Raw genomic sequence first — 26,848 nt, forward strand, 5'->3', positions numbered from 1 at the left:
AGCCCTAGCCCGCCAGCGACGGCAACCAAAGGACAATGCCCGGAAAGGCCACCAGCAGCGCGATGGTCACCGCATCCGCGAAAAAGAACGGTGCCACGCCCTTGAACACATCCTGTACCGTGAGATCATCACGAACCCCCGCCACGACAAAGCAGTTCAACCCGATGGGTGGGGTGATCAGACAGAATTCGGCCATCTTCACCACCAGAATGCCGAACCAGATCGCGCACATCGGCCCCGACATGCCAAAGGCGCTGTCCGCCGCTGACACCAGTTCGCCGCCGTTCAGCGCCATCACCGCCGGATAGACCACCGGCAGGGTCAGCAGCAGCATGCCGATGGCATCCATGAACATGCCCAGCACCGCATAGGCCAGCAGGATACAGATCAGGATCAGCAGCGGCGACATCTCCAGCGAGGTGATCCAGCTTGCAAAGGCATCGGGCAATTCCGCAAACCCCAGGAAACGGACATAGATCAGCACGCCCCAGATGATGGTAAAGATCATCACTGTCAGCTTGGCGGTCTCCAGCAGCGCCTCTTTCAGCTGCCGCCAGCGCATGCCGCGGAAAAGCGCCACCAGGAAGACGATGAAGGCCCCCACTGCGCCGCCTTCGGTGGGCGTGCCCCAGGCATCGCCAAAGGGGTTGTAGACAAAGAAGATGATGATCACGACCACCGCAAGGATCGGCAGCGCGGGGGGCAGGCTTTCAAAACGCTGTTTCCAGCTGAAGCCGGTCACCGGCGGGCCCACGTTCTTCCAGATCATCGCGATGCCGATGATCAGCCCTCCGTAAACCACGGCGGAAAACGCGCCGGGGACAAACCCCGCCAGCAGCAGCTTGCCCACATCCTGTTCCACGATGATCGCATAGATCACCAGGATCGCGGATGGCGGGATCAGTGAGGCAAGCGTGCCGCCTGCCGCCACGACACCGGCCGCGAATTGCTTGTTATAGCCGACTTTCAGCATCTCGGGGATCGCGATACGGGCAAAGACCGCCGCCGTGGCCACGGATGCGCCCGACACGGCGGCAAACCCGGCGGTGGCAAAGACGGTCGATACCGCCAGCCCGCCCGGCACCCAGGCAAACCAGCGTTTGCAGGCCTCGAACAGCGCGGTTGTCAGCTTGGCGTAATAGGCCAGATAGCCGATCATGATGAAGACCGGGATCAGGCTGAGCACCTGGGCGCTGACCTTGGAATGGGGGGTCAGGCCCGCAATCTTGACGCTGATCTCTATCGCTTTCCACAGGCGCGCGGGATCATAGTCAAAACCGTTCCAGCGCAGCCAGAACAGACCCAGAAACCCCGCAAGACCGGCGGCAAAGGCCACGCGCATGCCCAGAATGACCATGACCAGCATGCCACCCGACACCCAAAGACCGATTTCAATGGGTTCCATCAGGTGTTCTCCTCTAGCGCGCGGGCCTCGGCCATGGCCTGCTCTTCGATGCTCAGGCTCAGCGGCACGGCGGCCGGTGCCTCCAGCCCCAGCACCAACGCGCGGCCATAGCCCCAGGCCTGCAACAGCAGGCGCAGCACCAGCACTGCAAAGGCGATGGGCACCACCAGTTTGCTGGGCCATATGGGGATGCCGACGTCAATGGAGCTGTCGCGGCTGCACAGGGGCCGCGCGCAGTCGAACGAGCGGGCGAAATGTTCCCAGGCCCCCCATGTCAGCGCAACAATCAGCAGAAGGATCAGCAGGACGGACACGAGCTCAAAGAACCACAGCACCCGGCCCTTGAGCGCCGAGACCAGCATGTCCATGCGGATATGGGTGCCGTCGCGCTGGACATAGGACACACCCATGATTGCGATGATCGGCATCGCCGCTTCGATATAGTCGATATAGCCCATCATCGGCGCGCCGAAGAACTTGCGCGAACTGACCGAATAGGCGGCCAGGAACATGAGCGTGAAGATCGCCAGCCCCGACAACAGCGCGCAGAACCGCTCAATGGGCAACAGCATTCGGTCAAGCCTGCTGAGTAGGCTGGAATCCTCCAGCACCGCCGCTGATCCCGCCATAGGTCCCTCTCCCCGTGTTCGGCATTTTCACCGTTTTTGAGAAGCCGCCCGACGCGGGGCTGCTCGCCAAAAACGAAAAGGCCGCCCCGAAAATCGTGGGGCGGCCTGATGTCGGATCAGCTGCCGTTGGACTTGGCTTCTTCCAGTGTCGACATCACCAGATCGTAAAGCTCCTGACCCGGCAGGCCCTGTGCTTCCATGTCGGCAATCCAGGCATCCCGCGCCGGGGCGGCTGCGGTCGCGCGGAACTCTTCCAGCACTTCGGGCGAGATCATGACCTTTTCGACGCCCTTTTCCTCCAGCACTGCATCCCAGCGCTTGAGCAGTTCGCCGTAGTTGGCCAGATAGTGATCCAGCGCCTCGTCAACCGAGGAATCCAGCGCTTCACGCTCTGCATCCGACAGCGATTCGTAAGCGTCGATGTTCACGACAACAGGGCAGTTCACGGTGCCGGGGTTCAGGTTGGCCGTCCACCAGTCCGCCTGGTTGATGGTGCCAAAGCTGAGGTGCGCGTGCTGAGCAAAGGCAACCGTATCGACAACCCCGGATTCCATCGCCTGATAGGCCTCGCTTGACGTAACAGATGTCGGCACCGCGCCAACCGCCTCGAACGCATTGCCCAGACCACCAGTGGCGCGCACACGCATGCCTTTGAATTGATCAAGCGTGGTGCGCGGATCGCCAGTGCCGACGAGGTTGTACTGCGGCATCGGCGAGGTCATCAGCAGCTTTGCGTTCCACTGTGCCATTTCGTCGGCGGCTGCGGGGTGGGCATAGACGGCCTTGGAGACCGCGACTTCCTGCTTGAGGTTCTCGACACCCAGGAACGGCAATTCCAGAACCGTCACGACGCGGTTCTTGTCAGGATGGTAACCGGCACAGAATTGCGCCATCTCGAATGCACCGATCGAGATACCGTCGAGGTTCTCGCGGTTCTTGGACAGGCCGCCGTAGCTGACGTTCATGGTAAATTCGCCGCCGGTCTTTTCGCTTACCAGCTCTGCAATTTTTTCGATATGCTCGGTAAAGGCGCGGCGTTTGCCCCAGACGGATACGTTCCATTAAGTTGCCGCAGCTTCAGTGACAAAGGCAATGCTTAGCGCGCAGACGGCTGCGCCGCTCATGAATTTGGTCATTGATATCTCTCCCTAGTTGCGCGGCCATGCTGCCACGCTTGGACCCAAGGCTAGCGCGACCGTCCCGGACTGCCAACCCCAAAGGACCTCGCGTAAATCCGGACCGGACGGGCAGTGCGGCAACAGGGATGGGATGGTTTTCCTGCCGGCCGCATCGCAACGGAGCACTTTACAAACAGCGGCTTGATAACGCGCGCATTTTCCGGTGCATTTTCAAGCAGGTTTACAAGTCGGTCAAAATCACGGAAATAGTTTTACAACGAAATCAAGCTATTCCATATGGTTATTCCAATCCTTACACGGCGCGCTATGATCCCGCGCAAGAGGAGACATGCGTTTGGGGGTCTGCCCCGATCATGTGTGCAAGAATACTATCAAGGAGGAACACCCGATGTCTGACGCCAAAATCTATCCGCCATCCGACGCCATGGTCAAAGGCGCGCATGTGAACGCCGACCAATATGCGAAGATGTACGATGCCTCCATCAGCGATCCGGATGCCTTCTGGGCCGAACAGGGCAAGCGGGTGGACTGGATCAAGCCATTCAGCCAGGTCAAGGATGTCGATTTCACCCTCGGTCAGGTCAAGATCAACTGGTTCGCGGACGGCCAGTTGAACGTCAGCGCCAACTGCATCGACCGGCATCTGGCCACGCGCGGCGATCAGACCGCGATCATCTGGGAACCGGACAGCCCGGATGAACAGGCCCAGCACATCACCTACAGCCAGTTGCATGCCAATACCTGCAAGATGGCCAATATCCTGAGCGATCAGGGCGTGACCAAGGGCGACCGGGTCATCATCTACATGCCGATGATCCCGGAGGCCGCCTATGCGATGCTGGCCTGCGCGCGCATCGGTGCGATCCATTCCATCGTCTTTGCCGGATTCTCGCCCGATGCGCTGGCCGCGCGGGTCAAGGGGTCAGCGGCCAAGGTGGTGATCACCGCCGACGAGGCCCCGCGCGGGGGCCGCAACACGCCTCTGAAAACCAACGCGGACAAGGCGCTGGCGTCTTGCGACGCCTCCGTCAAATGCCTGGTGGTCCGCCGCACCGGCGGGGATGTCCCATGGAACGAGGCCCGCGATGTCGATTACACCGCATTGGCCAAAGACGCCGCCGACACCTTCGAGCCTGCGGTGATGGATGCCGAGGACCCGTTGTTCATCCTCTATACCTCCGGTTCGACCGGCCAGCCCAAGGGGGTGGTCCATACCACCGGCGGCTATCTGGTCTATGCCGCGATGACCCATGAGATCACCTTCGACTACCATGACGGCGACATCTATTGGTGTACGGCGGATGTGGGCTGGGTCACCGGGCACAGCTATATCGTCTATGGCCCGCTGGCCAATGGGGCCACCACCCTGATGTTCGAGGGGGTGCCGACCTACCCGGATGCCTCGCGGTTCTGGCAGGTCTGCGAAAAGCACAAGGTGAACCAGTTCTACACCGCCCCCACCGCCATTCGCGCGCTTATGGGTCAGGGGGACGATTTCGTCACCAAATGCGATCTGTCCAGCCTCAAGCTGCTGGGCACCGTGGGCGAGCCGATCAACCCCGAGGCCTGGAACTGGTACAACGAGGTTGTCGGCGGCGGGCGTTGCCCCATCGTGGACACCTGGTGGCAGACCGAAACCGGCGGCCACCTGATGACCCCCCTGCCTGGTGCCCATGCAACGAAACCGGGTGCGGCGATGAAACCCTTCTTCGGCATCAAACCGATGATCCTGGAGCCGACATCGGCGGAAATCATTACGGACAACCCGGCAGAGGGTGTGCTGGTCATCGCCGACAGCTGGCCGGGGCAGATGCGCACCGTCTGGGGCGATCACGAACGGTTTGAAAAGACATATTTTGCCGATTACCCCGGATACTACTTCACCGGGGATGGCTGCAAACGCGATGCCGATGGGGATTACTGGATCACCGGCCGGGTGGATGATGTGATCAACGTCTCTGGGCACCGCATGGGCACGGCAGAGGTCGAAAGCGCGCTGGTCGCCCACAAGAAAGTGGCCGAGGCCGCCGTGGTCGGCTATCCGCACAAGGTCAAGGGCCAGGGCATCTATTGCTATGTCACCCTGATGGGCGGCGAGGAGCCCTCGGAGGAATTGCGCAAGGAACTTGAAGGCTGGGTCCGCAACGAAATCGGCCCGATCGCGAAACCCGACCTGATCCAATGGGCCCCCGGCCTGCCCAAGACACGGTCCGGCAAGATCATGCGCCGCATCCTGCGCAAGATCGCCGAGAATGACTTTGGCGCATTGGGCGACACCTCGACGCTGGCAGACCCTTCCGTGGTCGACGATCTGATCGAAAACCGGATGAACCGTTGAAAGATCAACCGGTTACGTAAAGGCCACAGTGATTCCGGCCCCCGGAACGAAGATTTGGCCCTCGCAGCTATCTGCGGGGGCTTTTTTCTGCGGTCTTGGCCCAAAAGCGCCCCCGCCCGGCCTGCGCAGCAATAAATGACCGCATTGGGACGTGGACCAATTCAAATTCCCCGCCACAGGTATTTCACCTTTCCGCCGAACGCTCTAGGTAGCGTGCAGAACGGGATCGAAAAGGCGCAGCTATGGCACGGCATGGAACTCGGACAGCTGGTGTGATCGGGCTGGGCAATTTCGGCAGCACCGTCGCGACAGAGCTTCAGCGCTTTGGCAACCATGTGATCGGCGTCGATACGGATGAAAAGCGCGTGTCGGCCCATGCCGAAATGCTGTCGCAGGCCGTGATTGCCGATGCGCGGGATGACATCGCCCTGCGCGAGGCCGGTTTTGCCGAATGTGACATTGCCGTTGTCGCCATGGGCTCCGACCTTGAGGCCAGCATCCTGACCGCGATGAACCTCAAACTGATCGGCGTGCCGCAGATCTGGGCCAAGGCCACCACGAAGACCCACCACCGCATCCTGTCCAAGCTGGGCGTCGACCGGGTGATCCATCCCGAAATCGAGGTGGGCCAACATATTGCGCAGGTGCTGCACAACCCGCTGGTGCGCGATTATGTCAGCCTTGGCAACGGCTATCACGTGGTCAATTTCCGCATCCCCGAAAGCCTTGAGGGCAAGCGGCTGGTCGATCTGCCCCATACCGAGAAATTCAATCTGCGGTGCATCGGCGTGATGCGCGGCACGGAATTTGTCGGACAGGACGGGACGACATGCACCTTGCAGCGCGACGACCTGCTGCTGCTTTTGGGTCAGCGCAAGGACCTGCGCAGCTTTGCGGCCAGCCTCTGACATGGCAAGAAGCGCACAACGGGTCAAAGCGGGCCGTGGCTCGGGATTGGCCCTGCCGCCCCCGGCGGTTCTGGGGCTGCTGTACCTTGTCTTTATCGTCATTGGGGCGGTTCTGCTTTGGCTGCCCATCTCGCATCATGGCGACATCGGGCTGGCAGAAGCGCTGTTCACCTCGACCTCAGCCGTGACAGTGACCGGACTGGTCCTCATGGATACCGGTGCGGCCTTTACCGCCTTTGGCCAGGTGGTCATCGCGGTTCTGATCCAGTTCGGCGGCCTGGGGCTGATGACATTTGCGGTGCTGGTACTGAGCGCGCTTGGCATTCCGGTGGGGATGCCGCAACGGCTGATCCTGCGCGAGGATCTCAACCAGACCTCGATCAGCAATCTGACGGTGCTGGTGCGCGTAATCATTGTGGTGGCACTGTTTTGCGAAGCGGTCGGCGCTGTGCTGCTGGCCTTTGTCTTTGTGCCCGAATACGGCTTGAACGGCATCTGGCAGGCGATTTTCCATGCCATTTCGGCATTTAATAACGCGGGCTTTGCCCTGCACCCGGACAGCCTGTCGAAATGGGTCGGCAACCCGGTGGTCAATCTGGTGATCCCGGCGCTGTTCATCATGGGCGGGATCGGTTTTATCGTGGTGGGAGACATCTATCAGGCGCGCCGCTGGCGGCGGCTGACCCTGCATTCCAAGCTGATGCTGGTCGGCACCGCCCTGCTGATCCTGTGGGGCTGCCTGTGGTTTGCAGCGCTTGAATGGACCAACCCCGCCACGCTGGGCGCACTGCCACTGGGGGACAAACTATGGGCAAGCTGGTTCCAGGGCGTGACCCCGCGCACCGCCGGGTTCAACACGATCGACACCAGCGGCATGCATGATTCCACGGCTGTCATGACAATGACACTGATGCTGGTCGGCGGTGGCAGCACCTCGACCGCCGGGGGCATCAAGGTGACGACCTTTGCAGTCCTGCTGCTGGCGACCGTGGCGTTTTTTCGCCGTCAGACCACCCTGCACGCCTTTGGCCGGGCGCTGGGGGTCGAGGAAGTGCTGAAGGTAATGGCGCTTACGACAATTTCCATGTTGCTGGTTCTGTCGGGCATCTTTGCCGTGGCCATCAGCCATGACGGCCAGTTTGTCGACCTCGCGTTCGAGGTGACATCGGCTTTCGGGACCGTGGGCATGTCCATGGGCGCAACCGCTGAGCTTGATGGCGTTGGCCGCGCCCTGATCATGATGGTCATGTTCATCGGGCGGGTTGGCCCGCTGGCGCTGGGGTTCTTTCTGGCCACGCGGTCGGTGCCCCGGGTCAAATACCCGCCCGGCCAAGTCTATCTGGGTTGAGTGTCAGGCGCGAACCTGCACCACAACACGCAAAAAGCCCTCGCAGGGGGGGCTTTTCACGGGTCGGGCGGAATTACCCTTCCACGCGGGTCAGGTTGATCTCACCCACGCCAACAGCGAAATTCACGCCAGTCTGCGTGTTCACGCTGATCGGTTGCAGGGCCAGCGTGTTTTCCGAACCTCCGGTCATTGCATTTGCACCCAGGCCGACGCCCAGGGTCGCCTCTGCTGAAACGCCCTTGTAGCTGCCGTTCAAGCCGCCTTCGGCATATTCGGATTCAGTCGGGGCCAGCACCAGCCAGGCCATCTGGCCATTCTGGGTCTTGCCGATATCAATGCCGTAACGGTTGATTTCACCGATATAGGTTTCATCCTCCAGACCTTCCTCCACCGGGTTGAAAACACATGTCAGTTCCCGTGTGGAGCCAAAGACATAGCCCGTGCCGTCACCCACATCACAAGACAGTGACCCGACTTCGGCGTGATCGACGGTTTCATTGTCCGCTGCAAATGCGGTTGTACCAAAGGCCACACCGGCAATCATGGCGGCGGCAGTCATTTTGATATTACGTGTCATATTATTCTCCTGCTGAGCGCTTTTTGAAACGCCCGTTTCTGCGGCATTCGGGTGCCTTGGTGATCGACAAGGCGTCTTGCCCTGTCGTCCCATCCGACAGCCAGCGTCATCCCAAAGGGGTCACGTTGCCTCTCTTGTCGAAACAACACGTTCAGGGCGCGCCGGTTCCACCACGTCGCTGCCTTCGGGCAAATGGGGCGGATTTCCGCAACACCGCCGTTGTTGCGCCATGCTTTGGTCGCGAAGGAAATGTAGCCCACAGGCATGAAGAACACCGAAAACATCACTCCCCCGGCGCTGGCCTGATGGGCGTCGCTGGACAAATCGGCAGGGCCATGGCACCCGTGGCGCCGATGGACCACGATTTGATTTCCTTTGCGCCCCAGGCGCAGGATGGTGCGATGCTGCGCGCCGCCTTTGGCCGTTTTGGCACCGGTGTCACGGTCATCACCACACAGACCGAAACCGGCCCGCTGGGCATGACCGCAAATTCCTTTTCATCGGTGTCGCTTGACCCGCCGATGATCCTCTGGTCCGCCGCGCTGCGGTCGAAGCGGCATGATGTCTTTGCCAGGGCGCGCCACTTCTGCATCCATATCCTGGCAGAGGACCAGGGCCCTCTGGCCCGGCATTTCGCGGGCCAGGGACATGATTTTTCCGGCTTCGACTGGCAGGAAGGCCCCGATGGCACCCCGACCCTTACCGGCGTGCTTGCCACGTTTCACTGCGAAACCCATGCGGTGCACCCGGCGGGCGATCATTCGATCATCCTTGGCCTGATCAGGCATGCCGCACAGCGCCGGGGCCACGGCGCGGGCCTGCTGTTCGATCAGGGACGTTTCGGGACCTTCGTACCGCAGGACGGTCAGTAGTCCTTTTCAAAGAACAGGCCGATACCGCTGTTGCCATCGGACCCCAGCGTCGCCTTGCCCTTGAGGTTCGGCGTGAGGTCAATATTCAGCGAGATATCTGCCGTGCCGTCAGAGGCCGCGGTCACATCTGAATAGACGTTGTCCGAAATATACTTGCCCGCGCGCACCGCTGTGGCACCGCTGTCGGTTGTGGTCACATCCAGATCGTCCAGACCAAAGCCGTCGCGCAGGCGCGAGACCACACCGGCCCCGCCGCGCCCGGCCAGGGTCGCCACGGCAGAGGCCAGTTGCAATGCCTGAAAGGCAGAAATGTCGTCGATATTCCTGCCGAACAGAAGCTGCGCCAGCACTTCGTCCTGCGGTGCTGCAGGGGTGGATTCGAATACCACCTCCGGTTCATCCGCCGGTCCACGCACGATCACACGCACTTCGCCCGCGTTCGTGGTGGTAGAGGACACAAACCGCAGATAGGGGATCAGATCGCCCTGGAACTGCACCGATCCTTCGACCAGGTCAAAGCGTTTGCCAAGAATGTCCAGCCTGCCCCGGATCAGCTCGAACCGGCCTGCAGATATGATGTTGTTCGTGGTCCCGGTCAGGGTCAGCGCACCGCCCAGTTCAGCGTCCAAGCCCCTGCCCCGTACAAAGATGCGGTTCGGCGCATTCACTTGCAGATTCAGGCCAAAGCCGCCCCCGCTGCTGTTTGCGGTCGGGTCGGTGCCTGCCTGCGCGCCGGTCAGCCCGGCCTTGCGGCGGGTGGCGATCACCGCCGGGTCAGCACCGATATGGGTAATCTGGGGAATGTCCCCGATGGTGGTCAGCCCGGTCGAGGGGACGTTCACATTGGTTTCGCCCACGTCGATCTGCCCGCTGATCTGCGCGCCGCCTGTCAGCGGGCCGGCGATCCGCAGGTTACCGCCGACGCTGGTGCGGTAAAGTTTGGGATCAATCAGAACAACACTGTCCAGCGCGATTTGAATGTCGGCAGGCAATGATCCCGACAGGGTCACGCCGCCGCTCACCCGCAGACGCCCGCCGCCAACCGCATTCGCGGTCACGTCGAGATTGGCGCGGTTGTTGCCAAGCTGGATATCGGCGTCAATCGCTTCAAGCGCGATGCGCAGGTTGGGCGCGCTTAACGTCGCGCCCGACGTTGTAATCCGGCCAGAAACCGAGGACAACGCAGGCGGTCCATTCACGGTCAGATCAAATCGGGCCTGCCCCTGAAGGCTGCGCGGTTCGATAAAGGGCTGGCTCAGCCCCAGTGGCGCGGTGCCCGCGATATCCAGGTTCAGGGTGCCGTTCTCGGCCACCTGCCCCGAAACGGTCGCCTGGGTGCCGCCCGGCCCTTGCGCATCGGTGTCTATCTGCCATGCGACGCCCTGTTTGCGGGCAGATCCATCCACGTTCAGCGGCCCGTTCAACTGCGGCACGATCGCCCCGAGGTTGGGCATCGCCAGCGTGTAGTCCACCGCGGCATTGGCCCCGGTGACAACGCCATTGACCGTCGCGCGCGCGGAGTAGGGGCCGCTCGCCTGTGTGTCGATCGCAAGGCCATCCGGGGTCTGATAAACCTTGCCATTGGCCGAAAGCGGACCGTTCACCGTTGGCAGCAACGGGTTCACATTGGGCAGCGAGACATTGAAATTCAGTGACATTTCAGGGCCGGTCGCCAGCCCCGCCACCAGAGCCTTGGCACCGTAAGGACCGGTCGCTTCGGTATCCACGACAAAGCCTGCATCGGTCTGGCGCAGTGTGCCGGTTGCGTTCAGCGGGCCGTTCACCTGCGGAACAACGGGCTTCAGGTTGGGCACCGACAGATCGAAACTGATGTCAACCGCCGGGGTCAGCGCCCCCTTGACCGCAGCGCGGGCGCTGTATGGCCCGGTGGCGGTGGTGTCGATCACAAAGCCTTCGGCGGTCTGGCGCAGATTGCCCTGCGCAGAAAGGGGTCCGCTGACCTGCGGCACAAGCGGATTGATCTGCGGCACCGACAGGTCAAAGTCCACGTCGATGGTCGGGCTGACCAGCCCCTCGACCGCTGCGGTCAGATCATAAGGACCCGTTGCATCCGTGCGGATGCGCCAGCCTTCCGGCGTCTGGCGCAGGCTGCCGGTGGCCTTTACCGGGCCGTCGACCTGTTCGGCAAAGGGTTTCGCATCAGGCACGTCGGCGCTGAATTCGATCAGGGCGTTCGGGCCGGTCGCCAGCCCCTTGGCGGTCAGCGCGGCACCATAGGGGCCATCGGTGGCGGCATCTACAACCCAGCCGCGCGCGTCCTGCGTGGCACTTGCGCTGACCGTGATCGGCCCCTCGTATTGCGGCAGGACAAGGCCCACGTCCTCCAGCCGGAAATTGGCCTGAACGCGGCTGTCATCGCTGCGCAATTCTGCCATCCCGGTCAGGTTCAGCGCATCGTTTTTCAGCACCAGATCACGCAGGAAGGTCCCGTCCTCGTTCCGGCTTGCCTGCATGCTCAGCTCTGTCCGGCCTTTCAGCACCGCATCGGCCTGGGGAATGCCCAGCGCAAGATCCTGGGTACTGCCGGTGGCTTGCAGGTCAAACATGCCGCCCAGCGGTGTCACCGTGCCCTTCAGGCCCAGTTCGGTCTGGCCATCCAGCTCGCGCCCCACAAGTGCCGAAAACCGACTGAGGTCATCGGCGTTCAACGCCATGTCGAGCCGGGTGCGAAAGTTGTTCTCAAGCCCTGCGATGATGATCTGCCCGGTCAGCCCGTAATCTGTGCCGGTCAGGTCCAGATCGCTGATCCGCGTCGGCTGGCCCTCGATATAATTGATGTTGGCCTTTCCTGTGATGCGTTTGCCGATCGCCTCGGCGCTGGCGGCATCGGTCAGCTCAAGCCCGTCAGCGGTAAAACTCACATCGCCCAGAAACTGCCCGACAGAGCCGACATTGCCCTGCAAGGTGCCATCCAGGCCCAGTTGGGTGCTTTCAATGGCAAGCCCTGCCATTTCCAGCGCGTCGATGTCGAAATCCGCATTCAGCGCCTCGCCATTCGCCGCGTCATAGTTCACCCGAAGACCCACGCGTTTCACAATTGTCCCCTCGCCCCCCACGGGCAGTTGGATGGTGGTGCCGTCAGGGTTGGCAATCGTGCCGGTGATGTCGATGAAAGAGGGCCATTGGTCTGCGTTCAGCGTGACCCTGCCCGCCAGATCGGCGGCCTGTGCCTTGAGGGTGAAATCGCTGACCTCGACCGCGCCGTTGCCTTCGATCAGCGCGTCGATGTTCAGGCGCACGTCCTCGCCAAAGAATTCGCGAAAGCGCGGGGCCAGCAGGGCGGTCACGTCGCCACCGATGTCCGCCTGAATGCGCCGGTCCGGTTTGTCGAAACCACCGCGCGAGGCTTCGGTGCCCAGGGTGATCTGCCCCGCCAGCCGTTCCTGCCCATCGGTCGAGACGTTCAGATCGGTTGCAAAAGCGCTGAGTGGCCCGCTGCCCTCGACCGTCATGTCGACAGAAGGCTGATCGGGCAGGTTCATCAGTTTGGCGACAATCCCCTCCTCGCCCTCGCTCAGCTTCACGATGAGGTCGAGAATGTTGTCAGTGCGTTCCAGGTTGGCCTTGATCGCAAATTCACCTTGCTTGGCATCTGTCCGACTGGCCGAAATATCGACGTTCAACAGATCGTCGGTGTATTGGGCTGTCGCCTGCAGGCTCAGCTGCGCGGCCTCTCCCAGAAGCGGGGCACCAAGGTTGATCTGATCCACCCCGAAATCGGCGATATTGATCGAAACCGGCAGTTCCGGCAGGCTGAACGGCTGCGCCTCTGCCTCCGGCAGATCAACGCCTTCTTCGGCGACCGGCAGACGCGGCAGGTCCAGCCGTGCGGCGGTCAGGCTCTGAACCTCCAGCCGGCCGCGCAGCAGGGCGGAGCGGGTCCAGTCCAAAGTCACGTCCTCCAGCGTCAGCCAGACACCTTCGCTGTCGGCAATGGTCATGCGGTCAAAGCTGGCCGTGGAACTGAGCGCGCCCTGAAAGCCGTCGATGCTAACCGTGCGCCCCGCCCCGCTGAGCGCATCCTGAATGGTACGGGTCAGAAACCCCTTGTCGTCTTCCTGGGCAACGGCGGCACCAAGGCTTGCGATCCAAAGAGTGGCCGCCATGAGAAATGAAACCAGAACCCGCATCAGAACGCCTGCCCTATACCGATATAGACCTGAAAGTTCTCCCCCGTTTCCGGCCCGGAGGTTGGCACGGCAAGGTCCAGTCGGATCGGGCCGATGCCGGTATCATAGCGCAGCCCGAGACCCGCACCCGATTGCCATCGGCCCGAGCCGTCATAGAATTCCTCGGACCCGATGTAGCCCGCATCGGCAAAACCGACGATCCCGATGGCATCGGTCACCTTGACCCGCGCCTCGGCGGAAAAGCCGACAAATGATCGCCCGCCAACGGTCTGCCCGCCGCCCAGGTCAACGCCCAGCGATTGATAGGGTTGCCCCCTGACCGTTCCCCCGCCGCCGGAATAAAACAGGTAATCGGCAGGTGCCACGGACAGGTCCGGCCCATAGACCGACCCAAGCTGCCCGCGCAGGGCAAAGGTGACCGGGCGCGCCTGTCCGAAGGTCTTGTAATAGCGCGCGTCGACATAGGTGCGCAGACCGTCATCCGCCCCGCTGAGCGCAAGGAACGGCGTGACTGACGCGTTGATGAAATAGCCCTCTTTGGCGTCAAGCTCCTTGTCGCGATAGTCGAACTCGATGCCCAGTGGCAGGGTCAGCAGGCTATAGCGATTGGTGCCGAAAGCATCACGCGTCTCGGCCCGGCGCAGGCCAAGCCCCAGACGGTACGTCCGGTTTTCGCTGGCAATGCGGGTGAACCCTGCCTCAACGTCGAACTGCCGGGAAAAGAAGTTCACTTCGTCGAGTTGCTCCAGCGTGGTCAGCGCATAGAAATTGGTGTCTTCGTTGAAGGTCGCGGGGCGGTCGAAACGCGCAGACAGGCGATAATCCTCGCCGCCCGAGTTTCCGCCGATCCCGCCCGCTTCGGCCTCCAGCCGCAGCCGCTCCGCGCCGCCCAGCAGGTTGCGATGCATCCAGTAGGTCGAAACGGTCAGCCCTTCGAGCGAGGACAGTTCCGCCCCGAAACCAAAGCGCCGCTTGGGGGCTTCGGTGATCAGGGCAGTAATCGGCAGCGTGTCGCCGGGGCCGATCACGTCGGCCTCCTGCAGGGCCACGGCGTTGAAGGCACCGGTGCGCCGCAGCCGCTCGCGGGCCAGTCGCAGGTCCTGGGGCGAAAAGACCTTGCCTTCCGGCAGGCCCGCAATGTCGATGATGCGCTGGGTCCGCACGTCCTGATTGCCCTCGACGATCAGGGGGCCGAACCGCAGGCGCGGGCCGGGGGCCAGGCGCAGGTCGGCGTTGATGGTCCGCTCTGCGTGCCGGGCGGTTAGGTCCTGACTGGCCAGTTCGGCCTTGGCATGGCCTTGGTCGCGCCACCCGTCGATCCCGGCGGAAACCGTGCTTTTCAACACTCCCAGACTGGCGGTCTGGCCGGTGGCAAATCCCTCGGGCAATTCGGTGCCGGGTGTAATGGGCGCGATCCGGGTCTGCCCGAAACGAAACTGGGGGCCGGGATCAATTGCAATCACCGCCTGGTTGATCTGCCCCGGTGGGTTCACCGGCGGGATGTTCACCGCATCGACCCCGTCCAGCGTGATCTTGATCACCGGACCGAAATAGCCGTTGTCATAAAGCACCGCCAGCAGCCTTTGGTAGTCCGCCTGCGCTGCCGCGACCACCTCTTGCGAACTGGGATTGGCGTCTTCCGCCGTCTGCTCGACCAGCAGCGACCCACCGGCCAGTGTCTCATAAAGATCGGTCCCCGCCGGGATGCCGGTGATTTTCAGGTCTGCCGTCGCGCCGATCTGTGCCGTCACGGCAAGCGAAAGCGCCAAGAGCCCGGCAGCCTTCCTGCGATTGTCCGAAAAAATTGCCTTGAATCGCGCCACGCCAACGCCCCCTACTCACACCACATCACCGTGATTGCCACGGCTCGTCCTTTTCGGACACTTAGGTCGATTAAGCGATATTTCCGCCCTGCCTGCAATCCGACTCTGGTGTTTGATGGCCTATGAACCCCATTATCTGGTGGTCCCCCCGAATTCGTGATGATCGCGAGATAAATGGGCGGGTTCCCGCCCATCAGCGGCGGCAGGTGCCGCGCTGTTCATGGGTGGAAAATGCCGACATCGAACCCGAGCCCCGGAAGCTTTGACCGATCATCACGCCCCTGCAGTGCCCCGCTGCCGACAGTCACAGTCTCTGAAGACAGAAGTGGTGCGGGTGAGAGGGCAAACCTCGAACCAAACCTGTGCTCAAGTAGCGCTCCGCGCGGTAGCACAACAAAAGTTGGTGCGGGCGGTGGGACTCGAACCCACACGGGGCTACGCCCCAACAGATTTTAAGTCTGGTATGTCTACCATTCCATCACGCCCGCTTGCGCCGCACCATAGCCGCTGATGGCGGGGTGTAAATGGTCAGATGTCGCGGCCCTTGGGGCCAAGTGGTGCGCCTTCGGCCAGCAAAGCAGCCTCCGACAGCCAGGGGTTGTTTTCCACCGCTTCGGTCAGTTGCGCGCGGGCCTCGTCGATGCGGCCCAGATTCATCAGGGTCAGCGCACGGCCCGATTGCGCGGCGATGTGCAAGGGTTGCAGGTCCAGCGCAATGTCCAGGTCGACAAGTGCAGCTTCATAATCCTCCTGAAGAAAATGGATATAGGCACGCTGGTTGAAGCCTTCGGCATAGTCAGGGCAATATTCCGCCAACCTGTCGAACTCCGCCAGCGCCCCGGCGAAATCATAGGAATCGCGCCGCCGCAACCCGGCGTCCAGCACCTCCTGTGCCGCCTCGTCGGGGGCGCGCAGCCAGACTTCCCACATCTCAGCCGACGCGCGGCGGCCGTCGTTATAGGTCTGGGCGGCCTGGGACCTGGCGATGAGGTTCAGCATCTCGGACCGCACATCGGGCGGTGCGGGACACTCCGCGAAGCCGATCGCGGGTGACAGGGCCAGTGCAAGGATCAACATGCGCATGATGTAAGAATGGTTCAGATTGCCCCCGCGTCAAGCACCATCCGCCAGCATCGTCTCTTTTACCGCTTCCATGGCGACATAGGTCGATGTGTTTGACACATGCGGCAGGCTTGATATCGTCTCTCCAAGGAACTTGCGATAGGCGGACATGTCAGGCGTGCGCACCTTGAGCAGGTAATCGAAATGGCTTGCGATCATATGGGCCTGCTCGATCTCGGGAACCTTGGCCACCGCCGCGTTGAAGGCGCGCAGCGCCGCCTCGCGGGTGTCGTTGAGCCGCACCTCGACAAAGGCCACGTGATCAAGGCCCAGACGGATCGGGTCGAGCAACGCGCGATACCCGATGATCACACCGGTTTCCTCCATCCGGCGCAGGCGGGCCTGGGTCGGTGATTTGGACAGGCCGATGCGCCTGGCCAGGTCGGTGATGCTGATCCGGCCATCCTCGGCCAGGACTGCGAGAATCGATCTGTCGAAACGATCCAGTTCGAATGTGTCACTTTTCACTTTACGTCCCCCTCATTTTCCGCAAATCGCATCGTGGAAACCCGATTATAAGTCAAAAGACCCTGCAAGGATACGATATACTTGGCAGATGATCTGATGGAGAATGTCATGACTGCTCAGAATGCCCCCTCACTGCGCCACCGCATCGACGCTGGCATGTATGCCAACCCTCAGGCCGTTCTGGACGGGTTGATCGACACCGCCCAACTGAGCGGCGAGGCGCGCGCTGCCATCAGCACGGATGCCGCAGGGCTGGTCCGCGACATTCGCAGCACCACCGCCCCCGGCCTGATGGAGGTGTTTTTGGCCGAATATGGCCTCTCCACCGATGAAGGCGTGGCGCTGATGTGTCTGGCCGAGGCGCTGCTGCGGGTGCCGGATGCCGATACCATAGACGCGCTGATCGAGGACAAGATTGCGCCCAGCAACTGGGGCCGTCACATGGGTCATTCCACCTCATCGCTGGTCAATGCCTCCACCTGGGCGCTGATGCTGACGGGCCGTGTGCTGGACGATGATCAGCCCGGCCCGGTGCGCCACCTGCGCGCCGCGATCAAACGGCTGGGCGAACCGGTGATCCGCACTGCCGTTTCCCGCGCGATGAAGGAAATGGGCCGCCAGTTCGTGCTGGGCGAAGACATCGAAGCTGCCATGAAACGCGCCTCGGGGATGGAGAAGAAGGGCTTTACCTATTCCTATGACATGCTGGGCGAGGCCGCGCGGACAGAGCGGGACGCGAAACGCTATCACCTGAGCTATTCCCGCGCGATTTCGGCCATCGCGACCGCCTGCACCGATGAGGATATTCGCAAGAACCCCGGCATTTCGGTCAAGCTGTCAGCGTTGCACCCGCGCTACGAAGTCGCGCAGGACGCCTCTGTGATGAACGAGCTGGTGCCGCGCCTGCGCGCGCTGGCGCTGTTGGCGAAATCCGCCGGTATGGGCCTGAACGTGGACGCGGAAGAGGCCGACCGCCTCGCCCTGTCGCTGGAGGTGATCGAGCGTGTGATGTCGGAGCCCGCGCTGGCGGGCTGGGACGGGTTCGGTATTGTGGTACAGGCCTTTGGCCCGCGTGCAGGCACGGTGATCGACGCGCTTTACGAGATGGCGCAGAAGTATGACCGCAAGATCATGGTGCGCCTGGTGAAGGGTGCCTATTGGGACACCGAGATCAAGCGCGCCCAGGTGGATGGCGTCGATGGCTTCCCGGTCTTCACGCAAAAGGCCGCGACCGATGTCAGCTATATCGCCAACGCGCGCAAACTGCTGGGGATGACCGACCGCATCTATCCGCAGTTCGCCACCCATAACGCGCATACGGTGGCGGCCGTACTGCATATGGCCGACGACAGGGAGGCGTTCGAGTTCCAGCGCCTGCATGGCATGGGCGAGACGCTGCACACGCTGGTGATGGACAAGCACAAGACCCGCTGTCGCATCTATGCGCCCGTGGGCGCGCACCGCGATCTGCTGGCCTATCTGGTGCGGCGGCTGCTGGAAAACGGGGCGAACTCAAGCTTCGTGAACCAGATCGTGGATGAGGACGTGCCGCCGGAGGTCGTGGCCGCCGACCCGTTTGCACAGCTGGGCCAAACCAACGTGGCCATCCCCAAAGGGCCCGAGGTGTTTCTGCCACAGCGCCGGAACGCGCGTGGCTTTGATTTGTCGCATGCCCAGACCCTGACCGAGGTGGAGGACGCCCGCGCGCCCTTCCTGTCCAAGCGCTGGGAGGCCGCCCCCCTGATCGCGGGCAAACCCGCGCCGGAAGAAGCCGTTGCAGTAACTAATCCGGCCCTGCCCGATGGATCACCCGGCACGGTGCGCCATGCGTCAAAGGCCGATGTGGCGACAGCGCTGGACAAGGCTGCCCCCTGGGACGCCCCACTGGACGAACGCCGCCGGGTGCTGATGAAAGCCGCCGATCTGACCGAGGAAAACTACGGCGAAATCTTTGCGCTGCTGGCCCGCGAGGCGGGCAAGGGCCTGCCCGATTGCGTGGCGGAACTGCGCGAGGGGGTCGATTTTCTCTATTACTACGCGGGACAGGCGATGAACGAACCGCCTGCGGGCATCTTCACCTGCATTTCGCCCTGGAACTTCCCGATGGCGATCTTTACCGGGCAGATCGCGGCGGCGCTGGCGGCGGGCAACGGGGTCCTGGCCAAACCGGCAGAGCAGACACCGCTCATCGCGCATCTGATCGTGCAACTGCTGCACCGGGCCGGGGTGCCTGACACCGCCCTGCAACTGCTGCCCGGTGGTGGCGATGTGGGCGCGGCCCTGACCGGTGATGCGCGGGTGAACGGCGTGGCCTTCACCGGGTCTACCGCCACCGCGATGCGCATCCGCGCCAATATGGCCGAACACTGCGCCCCCGGCACCCCGCTGATCGCGGAAACCGGCGGGTTGAACGCAATGATCGTGGACAGCACGGCCCTGCCCGAACAGGCCGTGCAAGCCATCGTGGAAAGTGCGTTTCAATCGGCGGGCCAGCGCTGTTCGGCGCTGCGGTGCCTTTACGTGCAGGAAGACATTGCCGAGGAATTCACCAAGATGCTGGTCGGCGCGATGCAGGCGCTGAACATGGGTGACCCCTGGCACCTGTCCACCGATGTTGGCCCCGTCATTGACGAGGCCGCGCGCAAGGGGATTGCAGACCACATCGCCGCTGCGCGGACCGATGGGCGCGTCATTGCAGAGCTTAACGTGCCCAAGGGAGGCACTTACATCGCCCCCACGATCATCAGTGTGAAGGGCATTGCCGATCTGGAGCGCGAGATCTTCGGCCCGGTCCTGCATCTGGCGACCTTCAAGAGCGGGGCGCTGGACAAGGTGATCGACGCGATCAACGCCACCGGCTACGGGCTGACCTTTGGCCTGCACACCCGCATCGACGACCGCGTGCAGCATGTGTCAGAGCGGATCGAAGCGGGCAACATCTATGTCAACCGCAACCAGATCGGCGCGATTGTCGGCAGTCAGCCCTTCGGTGGCGAAGGGCTTTCCGGCACCGGGCCAAAGGCGGGCGGGCCGAATTACATGCCCCGCTTCAGCGCCCCGGATGTGCAACAGCGCGATGGCACATGGGACAAGCCGCAAGGCAAACTGCCCGCCCTGCCGCCACATGGAGCCTATAAACCGATCGAGACCCTGTCGATGCCGGGGCCAACAGGCGAATCCAATCGCCTGTCCACCCTGCCCCGGCCTGCGTTGCTGTGCATGGGGCCGGGTGCGGAGGTGGCGGCGGCACAGGCCCGCGCGGTCGAAGCTCTGGGCGGCGTTGCCGTGCAGGCCAGCGGCGGGATCGACCCGGCGACGCTGACAGACGGTCCCGGTTATGGTGGTGTCCTGTGGTGGGGCGATGCCGAGACGGGTCGCGCCATCGAACAGTCCTTGTCGAAACGCAAGGGGCCGATCACGCCGATGATCCCCGGCCTGCCCGACCCTGCCCGCGTGCGCGCCGAGCGTCACGTCTGTGTGGACACCACCGCATCGGGCGGCAACGCGCAGCTTCTGGGTGCGGCGACCTGAGAGGATTCAGGACCGGGCGATTTCCATTGCCCGGTCCACCGCCAGTTGCGGTGACGACAGCACAGGCACCGTGATGTCAGCCAGATGATCCGCAGCCCCCATCATGGAGGCCTGCGCAAGGACCACCGCGCTTGTGTCGGGGGAATCCGCCAGCGCCTGTCTGACACGCGCTGCAATTGCACTGGAAAACGCCGAGGCCTGCCCGGCCTCGAAAAGCGGCCAGACCTCGGCACATAGCAGCAGTTCCTGCTGCACATCCCGGCCCGCCTCTGCCGCCACGCGGTTCAACAGGTCAGATGTCGCCCGGCGGGTGCTTTCAAGGCAAAGCACCACCAACACCTTGCCACCTGCCCTTGCGGCACGCTCCATCAGTGGCCGGTCGATGCGCAACAGGCGTGGGTCGGCCTGCGCCATGTCGTCAATAAGCGGACCCAGGGTCGAGCAGCTGCACAGGACCGCATCCGCATCACCAAGCGCAGCGATAGCCTGCCGCAGATCGGCGCGCGCCGCCTCTGCCCCCTGATCGCGCGCCCGTGCCAAAAGGTCTGTCCTGACAATGTGGTCGACGGTGCCGTCAAACCCTGCCTCAGCGAACAAGGCGTCAAAAGTCGCGATATGGACATCGGCGGTATGCAGGCAGGTGATCTTCATCGCGGGTGTCTTTCTTTTTGCGGCAGGCAACACCACTTGACCCTGCCAGCGCAATCGCAAATTGTGCGCCCATGTTTCCGATCCGTGATCATAACCCTTCCGGGCGCACACCATATGTGACCTACGCGCTGATGATCCTGAACATCGGGATCTTCCTCAGCTATGTGCCGCTCCTGTCGGACCCGCGCGAGATCAACCTGTTTTTCTCAAGCTACGCGCTGATCCCGGCGCAGGTCACGGGGGGCGGTGGCCTGAGCGGGCTGTTCACCTCCATGTTCCTGCATGCAGGCTGGATGCATCTGGCCGGTAACATGCTGTTTCTATGGATCTATGGCGACAATGTCGAGGACGAGATGGGCCATATCCCCTTTCTGCTGTTCTATCTTGGCTGCGGCATCGCCGCCGGTCTGGCGCAGGTGCTGTTTGAACCCGGCTCCTGTGTGCCGATGGTGGGCGCGTCGGGTGCCATCGCAGGCGTGATGGGCGGCTACCTGCTGCTGTTCCCCAAGGCCAAGATCGACATCCTGATCATATTTATCGTGTTCTTCCGCATCTTTCCGATCCCGGCCTGGATCATCCTGATCCTGTGGTTCGCGATGCAGTTCATCGGCGGCATGGGGGCGACGCCCGAAACCGGCGGCGTGGCCTATTGGGCACATGCGGGCGGGTTCATCGCGGGGCTCGCGCTGACCGTGCCGCTGTGGCTGCGCCGGGGGGCGTTCCGCTTCTGGTCCCGGACCCATGGCCAACCGCCGCATCCTGCTGCGACCTATCCGGTGGTCCGCAGCCGCATTCCCAGGATCAAGCGACAGTGAGCACGGCACCGACGGATATCACCGCCTCCTGCCATTGCGGCGCGGTCCAGCTTGAGGCGCATCTGCCCGGCGGGCTGGCGGATACGGCGCGCTGCACCTGTTCGTTCTGCGCGCGCAGACAGGCGGCGGCGGTGACCGCCACAACGGCTTCGGTCAAGGTGACAGAAGGCGCGGAGAACCTGACGCTCTACACCTGGAACACCGGGACCGCGAAACATTATTTCTGCAAGACCTGCGGCATCTACATGTACCACCAGCGGCGGTCAGACCCCGCGCAATGTGGCGTGAACCTGGGCTGTATCAAAGGGGTCAAAACCTGGGAACACGAGCCTGTCACATGGACGGATGGCGTAAACCACCCCTCGGACCGCCGCTGACAGTCGGCAAGATCAGCCGCGGATGACCTTGGCAAAATTGCTGAAAATTGCCTCGTTGGCGCAGATGATTTCGCCGTTCTCCAACACATCGCCCGCAGGGTTGAGCGGTTCAACCAACCCGCCCGCTTCCTTGACGATCAGCATCCCTGCCGCGAGGTCCCAGGCGTTCAGACGGCGTTCCCAGAAGCCGTCATAGCGCCCGGCGGCCACATAGGCGAGATCCAGCGCCGCCGAGCCCCAACGCCGAACACCTGCGCAGACGGGCATCAACCGGCCAAGATCCTTGAGGGTTGCAGGCAGATCCGAGCGACCGCCAAACGGCAAACCGGTCGCAAAGATGCTTTCGATCATGCGGCTGCGCCCCGAAACCCGCAGGCGGCTTTCGTTCATCCAGGCACCGGCACCTTTTTCGGCAAAGAACATTTCGTCCTTGGCGGGGTCAAAAACCACCCCGGCGACGATCTGACCCTTGTGTTCCAGCCCGATGGACACCGCCCAATGCGGCAGACCGTGCAGGAAATTGGTGGTGCCATCCAGCGGATCGACAATCCAGCGACGGGTCGGGTCTTGCCCTGCTTCCTCGCCGCCCTCTTCGGCCAGCCAGCCATAGGTCGGGCGCGCGCCCATCAGTTCGTCCTTGAGGATCTTTTCCGCATTCAGGTCGGCACGGCTGACGAAATCGCCCGCGCCCTTCACGGAAACCTGCAGGTTCTCAACTTCGCGGAAGTCCTTGATCAGCCCACGCCCCGCCTTGCGCGCCGCCTTGATCATGATGTTGAGATTCGCACTGCCAACCATGTTGTGCCCCTTAGATGGATCAGGCGCTGCGTATATGCGTCAGGCGACGGAATGCCAAGGGGCAGATCGCCCCGAAACCGTGACGTGTGATCACCCTTGCCTTTGCGGTTGAATGCCAGAGGGTAAGGGCAGCATGAAAAGGGAGGGACCCATGAGTTCACAAATGCAGCAAATCGTTCTGGCAAGCCGCCCCGACGGTGCCCCCAGCCCCGACAATTTCCGGCTGGAAACATCCGATATGCCATCACCGGGCGCGGGCGAGATCCTGGTCAAGGTGGCCTTCATGTCGCTCGACCCTTACATGCGTGGCCGGATGGACGATGCCAAATCCTATGCCGCACCCGTCCCGCTGGGCGGAAAGATGGAGGGCGGCAGCGTCGGCCATGTGATCGCCTCCAACGCTGAAGGCTTTGCGGAAGGTGACGCGGTGTTCGGCCCGTTCGGCTGGGCCAGCCATGCCGTTGCCGACGCCAGCATGTGCCGCAAGCTGAACCCGGATCTGGCACCGATCACCACCGCACTTGGCGTGCTGGGCATGCCGGGCTTTACCGGCTGGTACGGGCTGAACGAGATCGGCAAGCCAAAAGCGGGTGAAACCCTGCTGGTTGCCGCCGCAACCGGGCCGGTGGGGTCGATGGTCGGCCAACTGGCCAAGGCAAAGGGCCTGCGCGCCGTCGGTGTCGCGGGCGGCCCCGACAAGTGCAGGTTGGCGACCGAAACATTCGGCTTTGACGCCTGCGTCGATCACCGGGCCTTTGACAAGGTATCTGACCTGCGCGACGCGCTGAAAGAGGCCGCGCCCGACGGTGTCGATGTCTATTTCGAGAACGTGGGCGGCCCGGTGCTTGAGGCCACCCTGCCCCAGATGAACCGCTTTGGGCGCATCCCGCTGTGCGGCATGATCGCGTGGTACAATGCGGGCGGGCTGGGTGACGGTGCCAGCAGCCAGGGCCTGACCGGGCCAAAGCTGTGGCGCACACTTCTGGTGAACCACCTGACTGTCACCGGCTTCATCATCGCGAACCACTGGGACCGCTACGGCGAATTCCTGAAAGAGGTCGCACCCATGGTCGCGGATGGCCGAGTGAAATACGAGGAAGACATCACCGAAGGGCTGAAAAACGCGCCGCAGGCCTTCATGGACATGCTGAGGGGCGGCAACACCGGCAAGACGATCGTGAAGGTGGGTTGATCCGGGCGAAGGTGGGCGAGCCGCCCACCTTCGACTTTCGGCGCGGTTGCCGCCTCAGGCGGACTGCAGCTTGCGCGCTTCTTCGCCCGCGAGGCCTAGCAGCTTTTTCATGTAGGGTTTGTCCAGATCATCCGTGCGCACCGCAGCGTAGAGCCTGCGGGTGATCCCGTCCTTTGTCAGAGGCCGGGTGACATAGTCGGAGCTGTATTTCACTTCCCGCACCACCCAGTCGGGCAGCACGGCCACGCCTCGGTTCGATGCAACCAGCAGCAGGATAACGGCGGTCAGTTCCACCTGCCGGATCGCGACAGGCTCCACCTTGGCCGGGATCAGCAATTGGCTGAACACATCCAGCCGGGACCGTTCGACCGGATAGGTAATCAGGGTTTCATTGCGGAAATCCGCCGCCTCGACAAAGGGTTTGCTGGCCAATGGATGGGTGCTGGCCGCGACAAAGACCGCCTTGTAATCAAACAGTTCCACAAACTCGACACCCGGCAGGTCTTCGGGGTCGGAGGAGACGACCAGATCGACCTCTTCGCGCAACAACGCAGGCAGCGCGTCAAAGGCGAGACCCGGACGGATGTCCACATCCACATCCACAAAGCTGCGGCGGAACTGCTCCAGCACCGGGAACAGCCATTCGAAACAGGCATGGCATTCGATGGCGATGTGCATGCGGCCCGTGCTGCCCGCGCGCAGGCCCGAGAATTCGTCCTGCAGCGCCTGCACCTGCGGCAGAACCTGTTGCGCGAGCTTGAGCAGCCGTTGGCCCGCAGGCGACAGTTTCAAGGGCTTTGACCGGCGCACGAAAAGCTCCACCCCGGCCTGATCCTCCAGCCCCTTTACCTGATGCGACAGGGCCGATTGGGTGATGTTCATCATCTCGGCCGCTCGGGCCAGGCCACCTGCTTCGTGGATGGCCTGAATGGTGCGCAGATGACGGAATTCGATATGCATGTGAGGCGAAACTCATGTTGAAGATGAAAGTTATGAATTTGTCTCACATCAATATTCATGAAACAAGGCTTTAACACGTTATTCAAAGGATACCGCCATGGCGACGCCCAAAGTCTCTTTCGAAGTCTTTCCACCGCGCACGGTGGATGCGGCTTTCAAGCTGTGGGACGCCGCGCAGGCGCTGGCACCCCTGGCACCGCGCTTTTTCTCGGTGACCTATGGCGCGGGTGGCACAACCCGTGACCTGACCCATGACGCGGCCCATGTGTTGCGCCGGACATCCGGCCTGCCGGTTGCGGCGCATCTGACCTGCGTCGGGGCCAGCAAGGCCGAAACCATGGACGTGGCCGACAGCTTTGCCAAGATCGGTGTGACAGACATCGTGGCGCTGCGCGGCGACCCTGCCGACGGGGCCAGCACCTTTACCCCCCACCCCGAAGGTTTCCAGGACAGCTGCGAGTTGATCACGGCGCTGGCCGAAACCGGCAAGTTCAACATCCGTGTCGGGGCCTATCCCGACCCGCACCCCGAATCAGCCAGCCAGGAGGCCAACATCGAATGGCTCAAGCGCAAGTTCGATGCCGGTGCGACAGAGGCGATGACACAATTCTTCTTTGAGGCCGAGACATTCCTGCGGTTCCGCGATGCCTGCGCCAAGGCGGGCATCGACAAGCTGATCACCCCCGGCATCCTGCCCATCGTGAACTGGAAATCAGCACGCAATTTTGCCGGACGCTGCGGCACGCCGGTTCCGGCCTGGCTCGACGATGCCTTTGCCAAGGCGGAACGGGATGACCGGACAAGCCTGCTGTCGACAACGCTGTGCACCGAGATGTGCAGCGACCTGGTCGACGAGGGCGTCGAGAACCTGCATTTCTACACCCTGAACCGCGCCGATCTGACCCGCGATGTCTGTCGCGCACTCGGCGTCACGCCGCAGGTCACTCTGGAAGACGTCGCGTAACATTTGCGCCCGGTCCCGTTGGCCCGCAACCCTCTCCGGCAGGCCCTGCCGGAGATTTTTCATGCCCAAGCGAGCCAACAGCCCCGATGACCTGCTGAGCCAGCAAGAAGTCCTGAAACTCTCGGGGCTTCAGTTCATGCAGGCCTGGCGGGATCGGGTTTGCCACATTGGACGACACGGTGAGTATCCTGCGCGGCATCGCCCTGGGATTGCAGATTGATTGCACCGGCATCATTGATCATGTCGGTTGACCCACCGGGGCCGCACATGACGAGATCAGGGAGGGGCGTGGATGGCAAGCTCCATGCCACCGGGCCAACAACCTGCATCGTGATGAAGATCACTGACCCCCGCCTCAAACGCCGGAAAATTCGAATTTTCCGGGCCGGATTTTTCGAAAAATCCGCCACCGCTCCTGGCTATGAAGTGCTTTGCACATAAGGGCCTGCATGATGGCCAAGCCTGATTCCCAACGCCTCTGCCCTGCTGAAAACAGTTTCGTGCAGCCGTTCCGACGGGTCCAGCCCGATCCTGCGCCGCCTGCGGGTCACCAACAGCTTGCCGTACCCCCGGAATGTCCCCTGCGACGGGGCAAGCGGGTCTTGGACAAATCCGTCCCGCCACCCCTGGGGCAGCGGCAGCCCCCGCGCCTCAAGCTTTGACAGCATCCAGACCAGCGGGATATTGGCCAGAGGGCGCGCCGCCTCAAACCCGCCCAGATGCCCGCCCACGTCGCCATGCGTGCCGGGGAACCAGCCCTGCTCGACCCGGCCAGAAAAC

At 62.5% G+C, this 26,848-nt stretch carries 21 protein-coding genes, 1 tRNA gene and 1 pseudogene; 9 read left to right on the forward strand and 14 right to left on the reverse strand.

What is annotated here, in order from left to right; translation table 11 throughout:
- Window positions 1–4 precede the first annotated feature (4 nt).
- From A8B82_RS12595 to A8B82_RS12605, 3 genes and pseudogenes are all read right to left on the reverse strand, one after another.
- Window positions 5–1,405 (reverse strand): TRAP transporter large permease, encoded by a 1,401-nt coding sequence (locus A8B82_RS12595; RefSeq protein ID WP_067292867.1) that lies wholly within the window; start codon window positions 1,403–1,405, stop codon window positions 5–7.
- Window positions 1,405–2,034: a TRAP transporter small permease subunit gene (locus A8B82_RS12600; protein WP_067292870.1), complete on the reverse strand. Its 630-nt coding sequence runs from the start codon at window positions 2,032–2,034 to the stop codon at window positions 1,405–1,407. Before A8B82_RS12600 ends, A8B82_RS12595 begins: the two co-directional genes overlap by 1 nt.
- Window positions 2,035–2,150: 116 nt before the next feature.
- A pseudogene (locus A8B82_RS12605) lies at window positions 2,151–3,170 on the reverse strand (C4-dicarboxylate TRAP transporter substrate-binding protein).
- A gap of 391 nt (window positions 3,171–3,561) precedes the next feature.
- Here A8B82_RS12605 and acs point away from each other — a divergent pair.
- The 3 genes from acs (at window position 3,562) to A8B82_RS12620 (ending at window position 7,767) form a co-directional block, all read left to right on the forward strand.
- Window positions 3,562–5,511, forward strand: a complete 1,950-nt coding sequence (gene acs / locus A8B82_RS12610; protein ID WP_067292873.1) for an acetate--CoA ligase — start codon at window positions 3,562–3,564, stop codon at window positions 5,509–5,511.
- Between the two features lie 242 nt (window positions 5,512–5,753).
- Complete coding sequence (locus A8B82_RS12615; protein ID WP_067292874.1) at window positions 5,754–6,419, forward strand: potassium channel family protein; 666 nt, start codon at window positions 5,754–5,756, stop codon at window positions 6,417–6,419.
- Window position 6,420: 1 nt separating this feature from the next.
- Complete coding sequence (locus A8B82_RS12620) at window positions 6,421–7,767, forward strand: TrkH family potassium uptake protein (protein ID WP_082899283.1); 1,347 nt, start codon at window positions 6,421–6,423, stop codon at window positions 7,765–7,767.
- 73 nt (window positions 7,768–7,840) lie between these two features.
- Here A8B82_RS12620 and A8B82_RS12625 read toward each other — a convergent pair whose 3' ends face one another.
- Window positions 7,841–8,344: a DUF992 domain-containing protein gene (locus A8B82_RS12625; protein WP_082899284.1), complete on the reverse strand. Its 504-nt coding sequence runs from the start codon at window positions 8,342–8,344 to the stop codon at window positions 7,841–7,843.
- The gene (locus A8B82_RS12630) at window positions 8,341–8,667 is read right to left on the reverse strand and encodes a hypothetical protein (RefSeq protein ID WP_138069754.1); all 327 of its coding nucleotides are present in this window, start codon (window positions 8,665–8,667) and stop codon (window positions 8,341–8,343) included. Before A8B82_RS12630 ends, A8B82_RS12625 begins: the two co-directional genes overlap by 4 nt.
- Before the next feature lie 12 nt (window positions 8,668–8,679).
- Here A8B82_RS12630 and A8B82_RS12635 point away from each other — a divergent pair, with 12 nt between their 5' ends.
- A complete protein-coding gene (locus tag A8B82_RS12635) occupies window positions 8,680–9,216 on the forward strand; it encodes a flavin reductase family protein (RefSeq protein ID WP_138069755.1) in 537 nt (178 codons plus the stop codon).
- Here A8B82_RS12635 and A8B82_RS12640 read toward each other — a convergent pair.
- The 5 genes from A8B82_RS12640 to A8B82_RS12660 form a co-directional block, all read right to left on the reverse strand.
- Window positions 9,210–13,343 carry a translocation/assembly module TamB domain-containing protein gene (locus tag A8B82_RS12640; RefSeq protein ID WP_235604686.1) on the reverse strand — a complete coding sequence of 1,378 codons (4,134 nt, stop codon included), beginning with the start codon at window positions 13,341–13,343 and terminating at the stop codon, window positions 9,210–9,212. The genes A8B82_RS12635 and A8B82_RS12640 overlap by 7 nt on opposite strands.
- 23 nt (window positions 13,344–13,366) lie before the next feature.
- Window positions 13,367–15,136 carry an autotransporter assembly complex protein TamA gene (locus A8B82_RS12645; RefSeq protein WP_067292934.1) on the reverse strand — a complete coding sequence of 590 codons (1,770 nt, stop codon included), beginning with the start codon at window positions 15,134–15,136 and terminating at the stop codon, window positions 13,367–13,369.
- 455 nt (window positions 15,137–15,591) lie between these two features.
- Window positions 15,592–15,678 (reverse strand) — tRNA-Leu (locus A8B82_RS12650).
- Window positions 15,679–15,718: 40 nt separating this feature from the next.
- Window positions 15,719–16,267 carry a tetratricopeptide repeat protein gene (locus A8B82_RS12655; protein WP_328586501.1) on the reverse strand — a complete coding sequence of 183 codons (549 nt, stop codon included), beginning with the start codon at window positions 16,265–16,267 and terminating at the stop codon, window positions 15,719–15,721.
- A 36-nt stretch (window positions 16,268–16,303) separates the two neighbouring features.
- The gene (locus tag A8B82_RS12660) at window positions 16,304–16,780 is read right to left on the reverse strand and encodes an Lrp/AsnC ligand binding domain-containing protein (RefSeq protein ID WP_067292882.1); all 477 of its coding nucleotides are present in this window, start codon (window positions 16,778–16,780) and stop codon (window positions 16,304–16,306) included.
- Window positions 16,781–16,888: 108 nt separating this feature from the next.
- Here A8B82_RS12660 and putA point away from each other — a divergent pair, with 108 nt between their 5' ends.
- The gene (gene putA, locus A8B82_RS12665) at window positions 16,889–20,311 is read left to right on the forward strand and encodes a bifunctional proline dehydrogenase/L-glutamate gamma-semialdehyde dehydrogenase PutA (RefSeq protein ID WP_067292939.1); all 3,423 of its coding nucleotides are present in this window, start codon (window positions 16,889–16,891) and stop codon (window positions 20,309–20,311) included.
- 6 nt (window positions 20,312–20,317) lie between these two features.
- Here the strand turns inward: putA and A8B82_RS12670 are convergent, their stop codons facing one another.
- Window positions 20,318–20,962: a hypothetical protein gene (locus tag A8B82_RS12670; RefSeq protein ID WP_067292883.1), complete on the reverse strand. Its 645-nt coding sequence runs from the start codon at window positions 20,960–20,962 to the stop codon at window positions 20,318–20,320.
- Window positions 20,963–21,033: 71 nt separating this feature from the next.
- On the opposite strand from A8B82_RS12670, the gene A8B82_RS12675 reads away from it, so the two are divergent.
- Both A8B82_RS12675 and A8B82_RS12680 read left to right on the forward strand, forming a co-directional pair.
- On the forward strand, window positions 21,034–21,777 hold the full coding sequence (locus A8B82_RS12675; RefSeq protein ID WP_067292942.1) for a rhomboid family intramembrane serine protease: 744 nt from the start codon (window positions 21,034–21,036) through the stop codon (window positions 21,775–21,777).
- On the forward strand, window positions 21,774–22,154 hold the full coding sequence (locus A8B82_RS12680; RefSeq protein WP_067292886.1) for a GFA family protein: 381 nt from the start codon (window positions 21,774–21,776) through the stop codon (window positions 22,152–22,154). Before A8B82_RS12675 ends, A8B82_RS12680 begins: the two co-directional genes overlap by 4 nt.
- Before the next feature lie 12 nt (window positions 22,155–22,166).
- Here A8B82_RS12680 and A8B82_RS12685 read toward each other — a convergent pair whose 3' ends face one another.
- Entirely contained in the window at window positions 22,167–22,952 is a 786-nt protein-coding gene (locus tag A8B82_RS12685; protein ID WP_067292889.1) for an inositol monophosphatase family protein, read from the reverse strand.
- Window positions 22,953–23,103: 151 nt separating this feature from the next.
- Between A8B82_RS12685 and A8B82_RS12690 the strand changes: the two genes are divergently transcribed.
- The gene (locus A8B82_RS12690) at window positions 23,104–24,144 is read left to right on the forward strand and encodes an NADP-dependent oxidoreductase (protein ID WP_067292892.1); all 1,041 of its coding nucleotides are present in this window, start codon (window positions 23,104–23,106) and stop codon (window positions 24,142–24,144) included.
- 54 nt (window positions 24,145–24,198) lie between these two features.
- Here the strand turns inward: A8B82_RS12690 and A8B82_RS12695 are convergent, their stop codons facing one another.
- A complete protein-coding gene (locus tag A8B82_RS12695; RefSeq protein WP_067292895.1) occupies window positions 24,199–25,104 on the reverse strand; it encodes a LysR family transcriptional regulator in 906 nt (301 codons plus the stop codon).
- A gap of 97 nt (window positions 25,105–25,201) precedes the next feature.
- Here A8B82_RS12695 and metF point away from each other — a divergent pair, with 97 nt between their 5' ends.
- Entirely contained in the window at window positions 25,202–26,068 is an 867-nt protein-coding gene (gene metF, locus A8B82_RS12700) for a methylenetetrahydrofolate reductase [NAD(P)H] (protein WP_067292898.1), read from the forward strand.
- Window positions 26,069–26,487: 419 nt separating this feature from the next.
- Here metF and A8B82_RS12705 read toward each other — a convergent pair.
- Window positions 26,488–26,848 (reverse strand): phospholipase effector Tle1 domain-containing protein (locus A8B82_RS12705; RefSeq protein WP_138069756.1); only part of this gene is annotated, 361 nt, incomplete at its 5' end.

This window comes from Sulfitobacter sp. EhC04 (assembly GCF_001650875.1).
GTDB lineage: Bacteria > Pseudomonadota > Alphaproteobacteria > Rhodobacterales > Rhodobacteraceae > Sulfitobacter.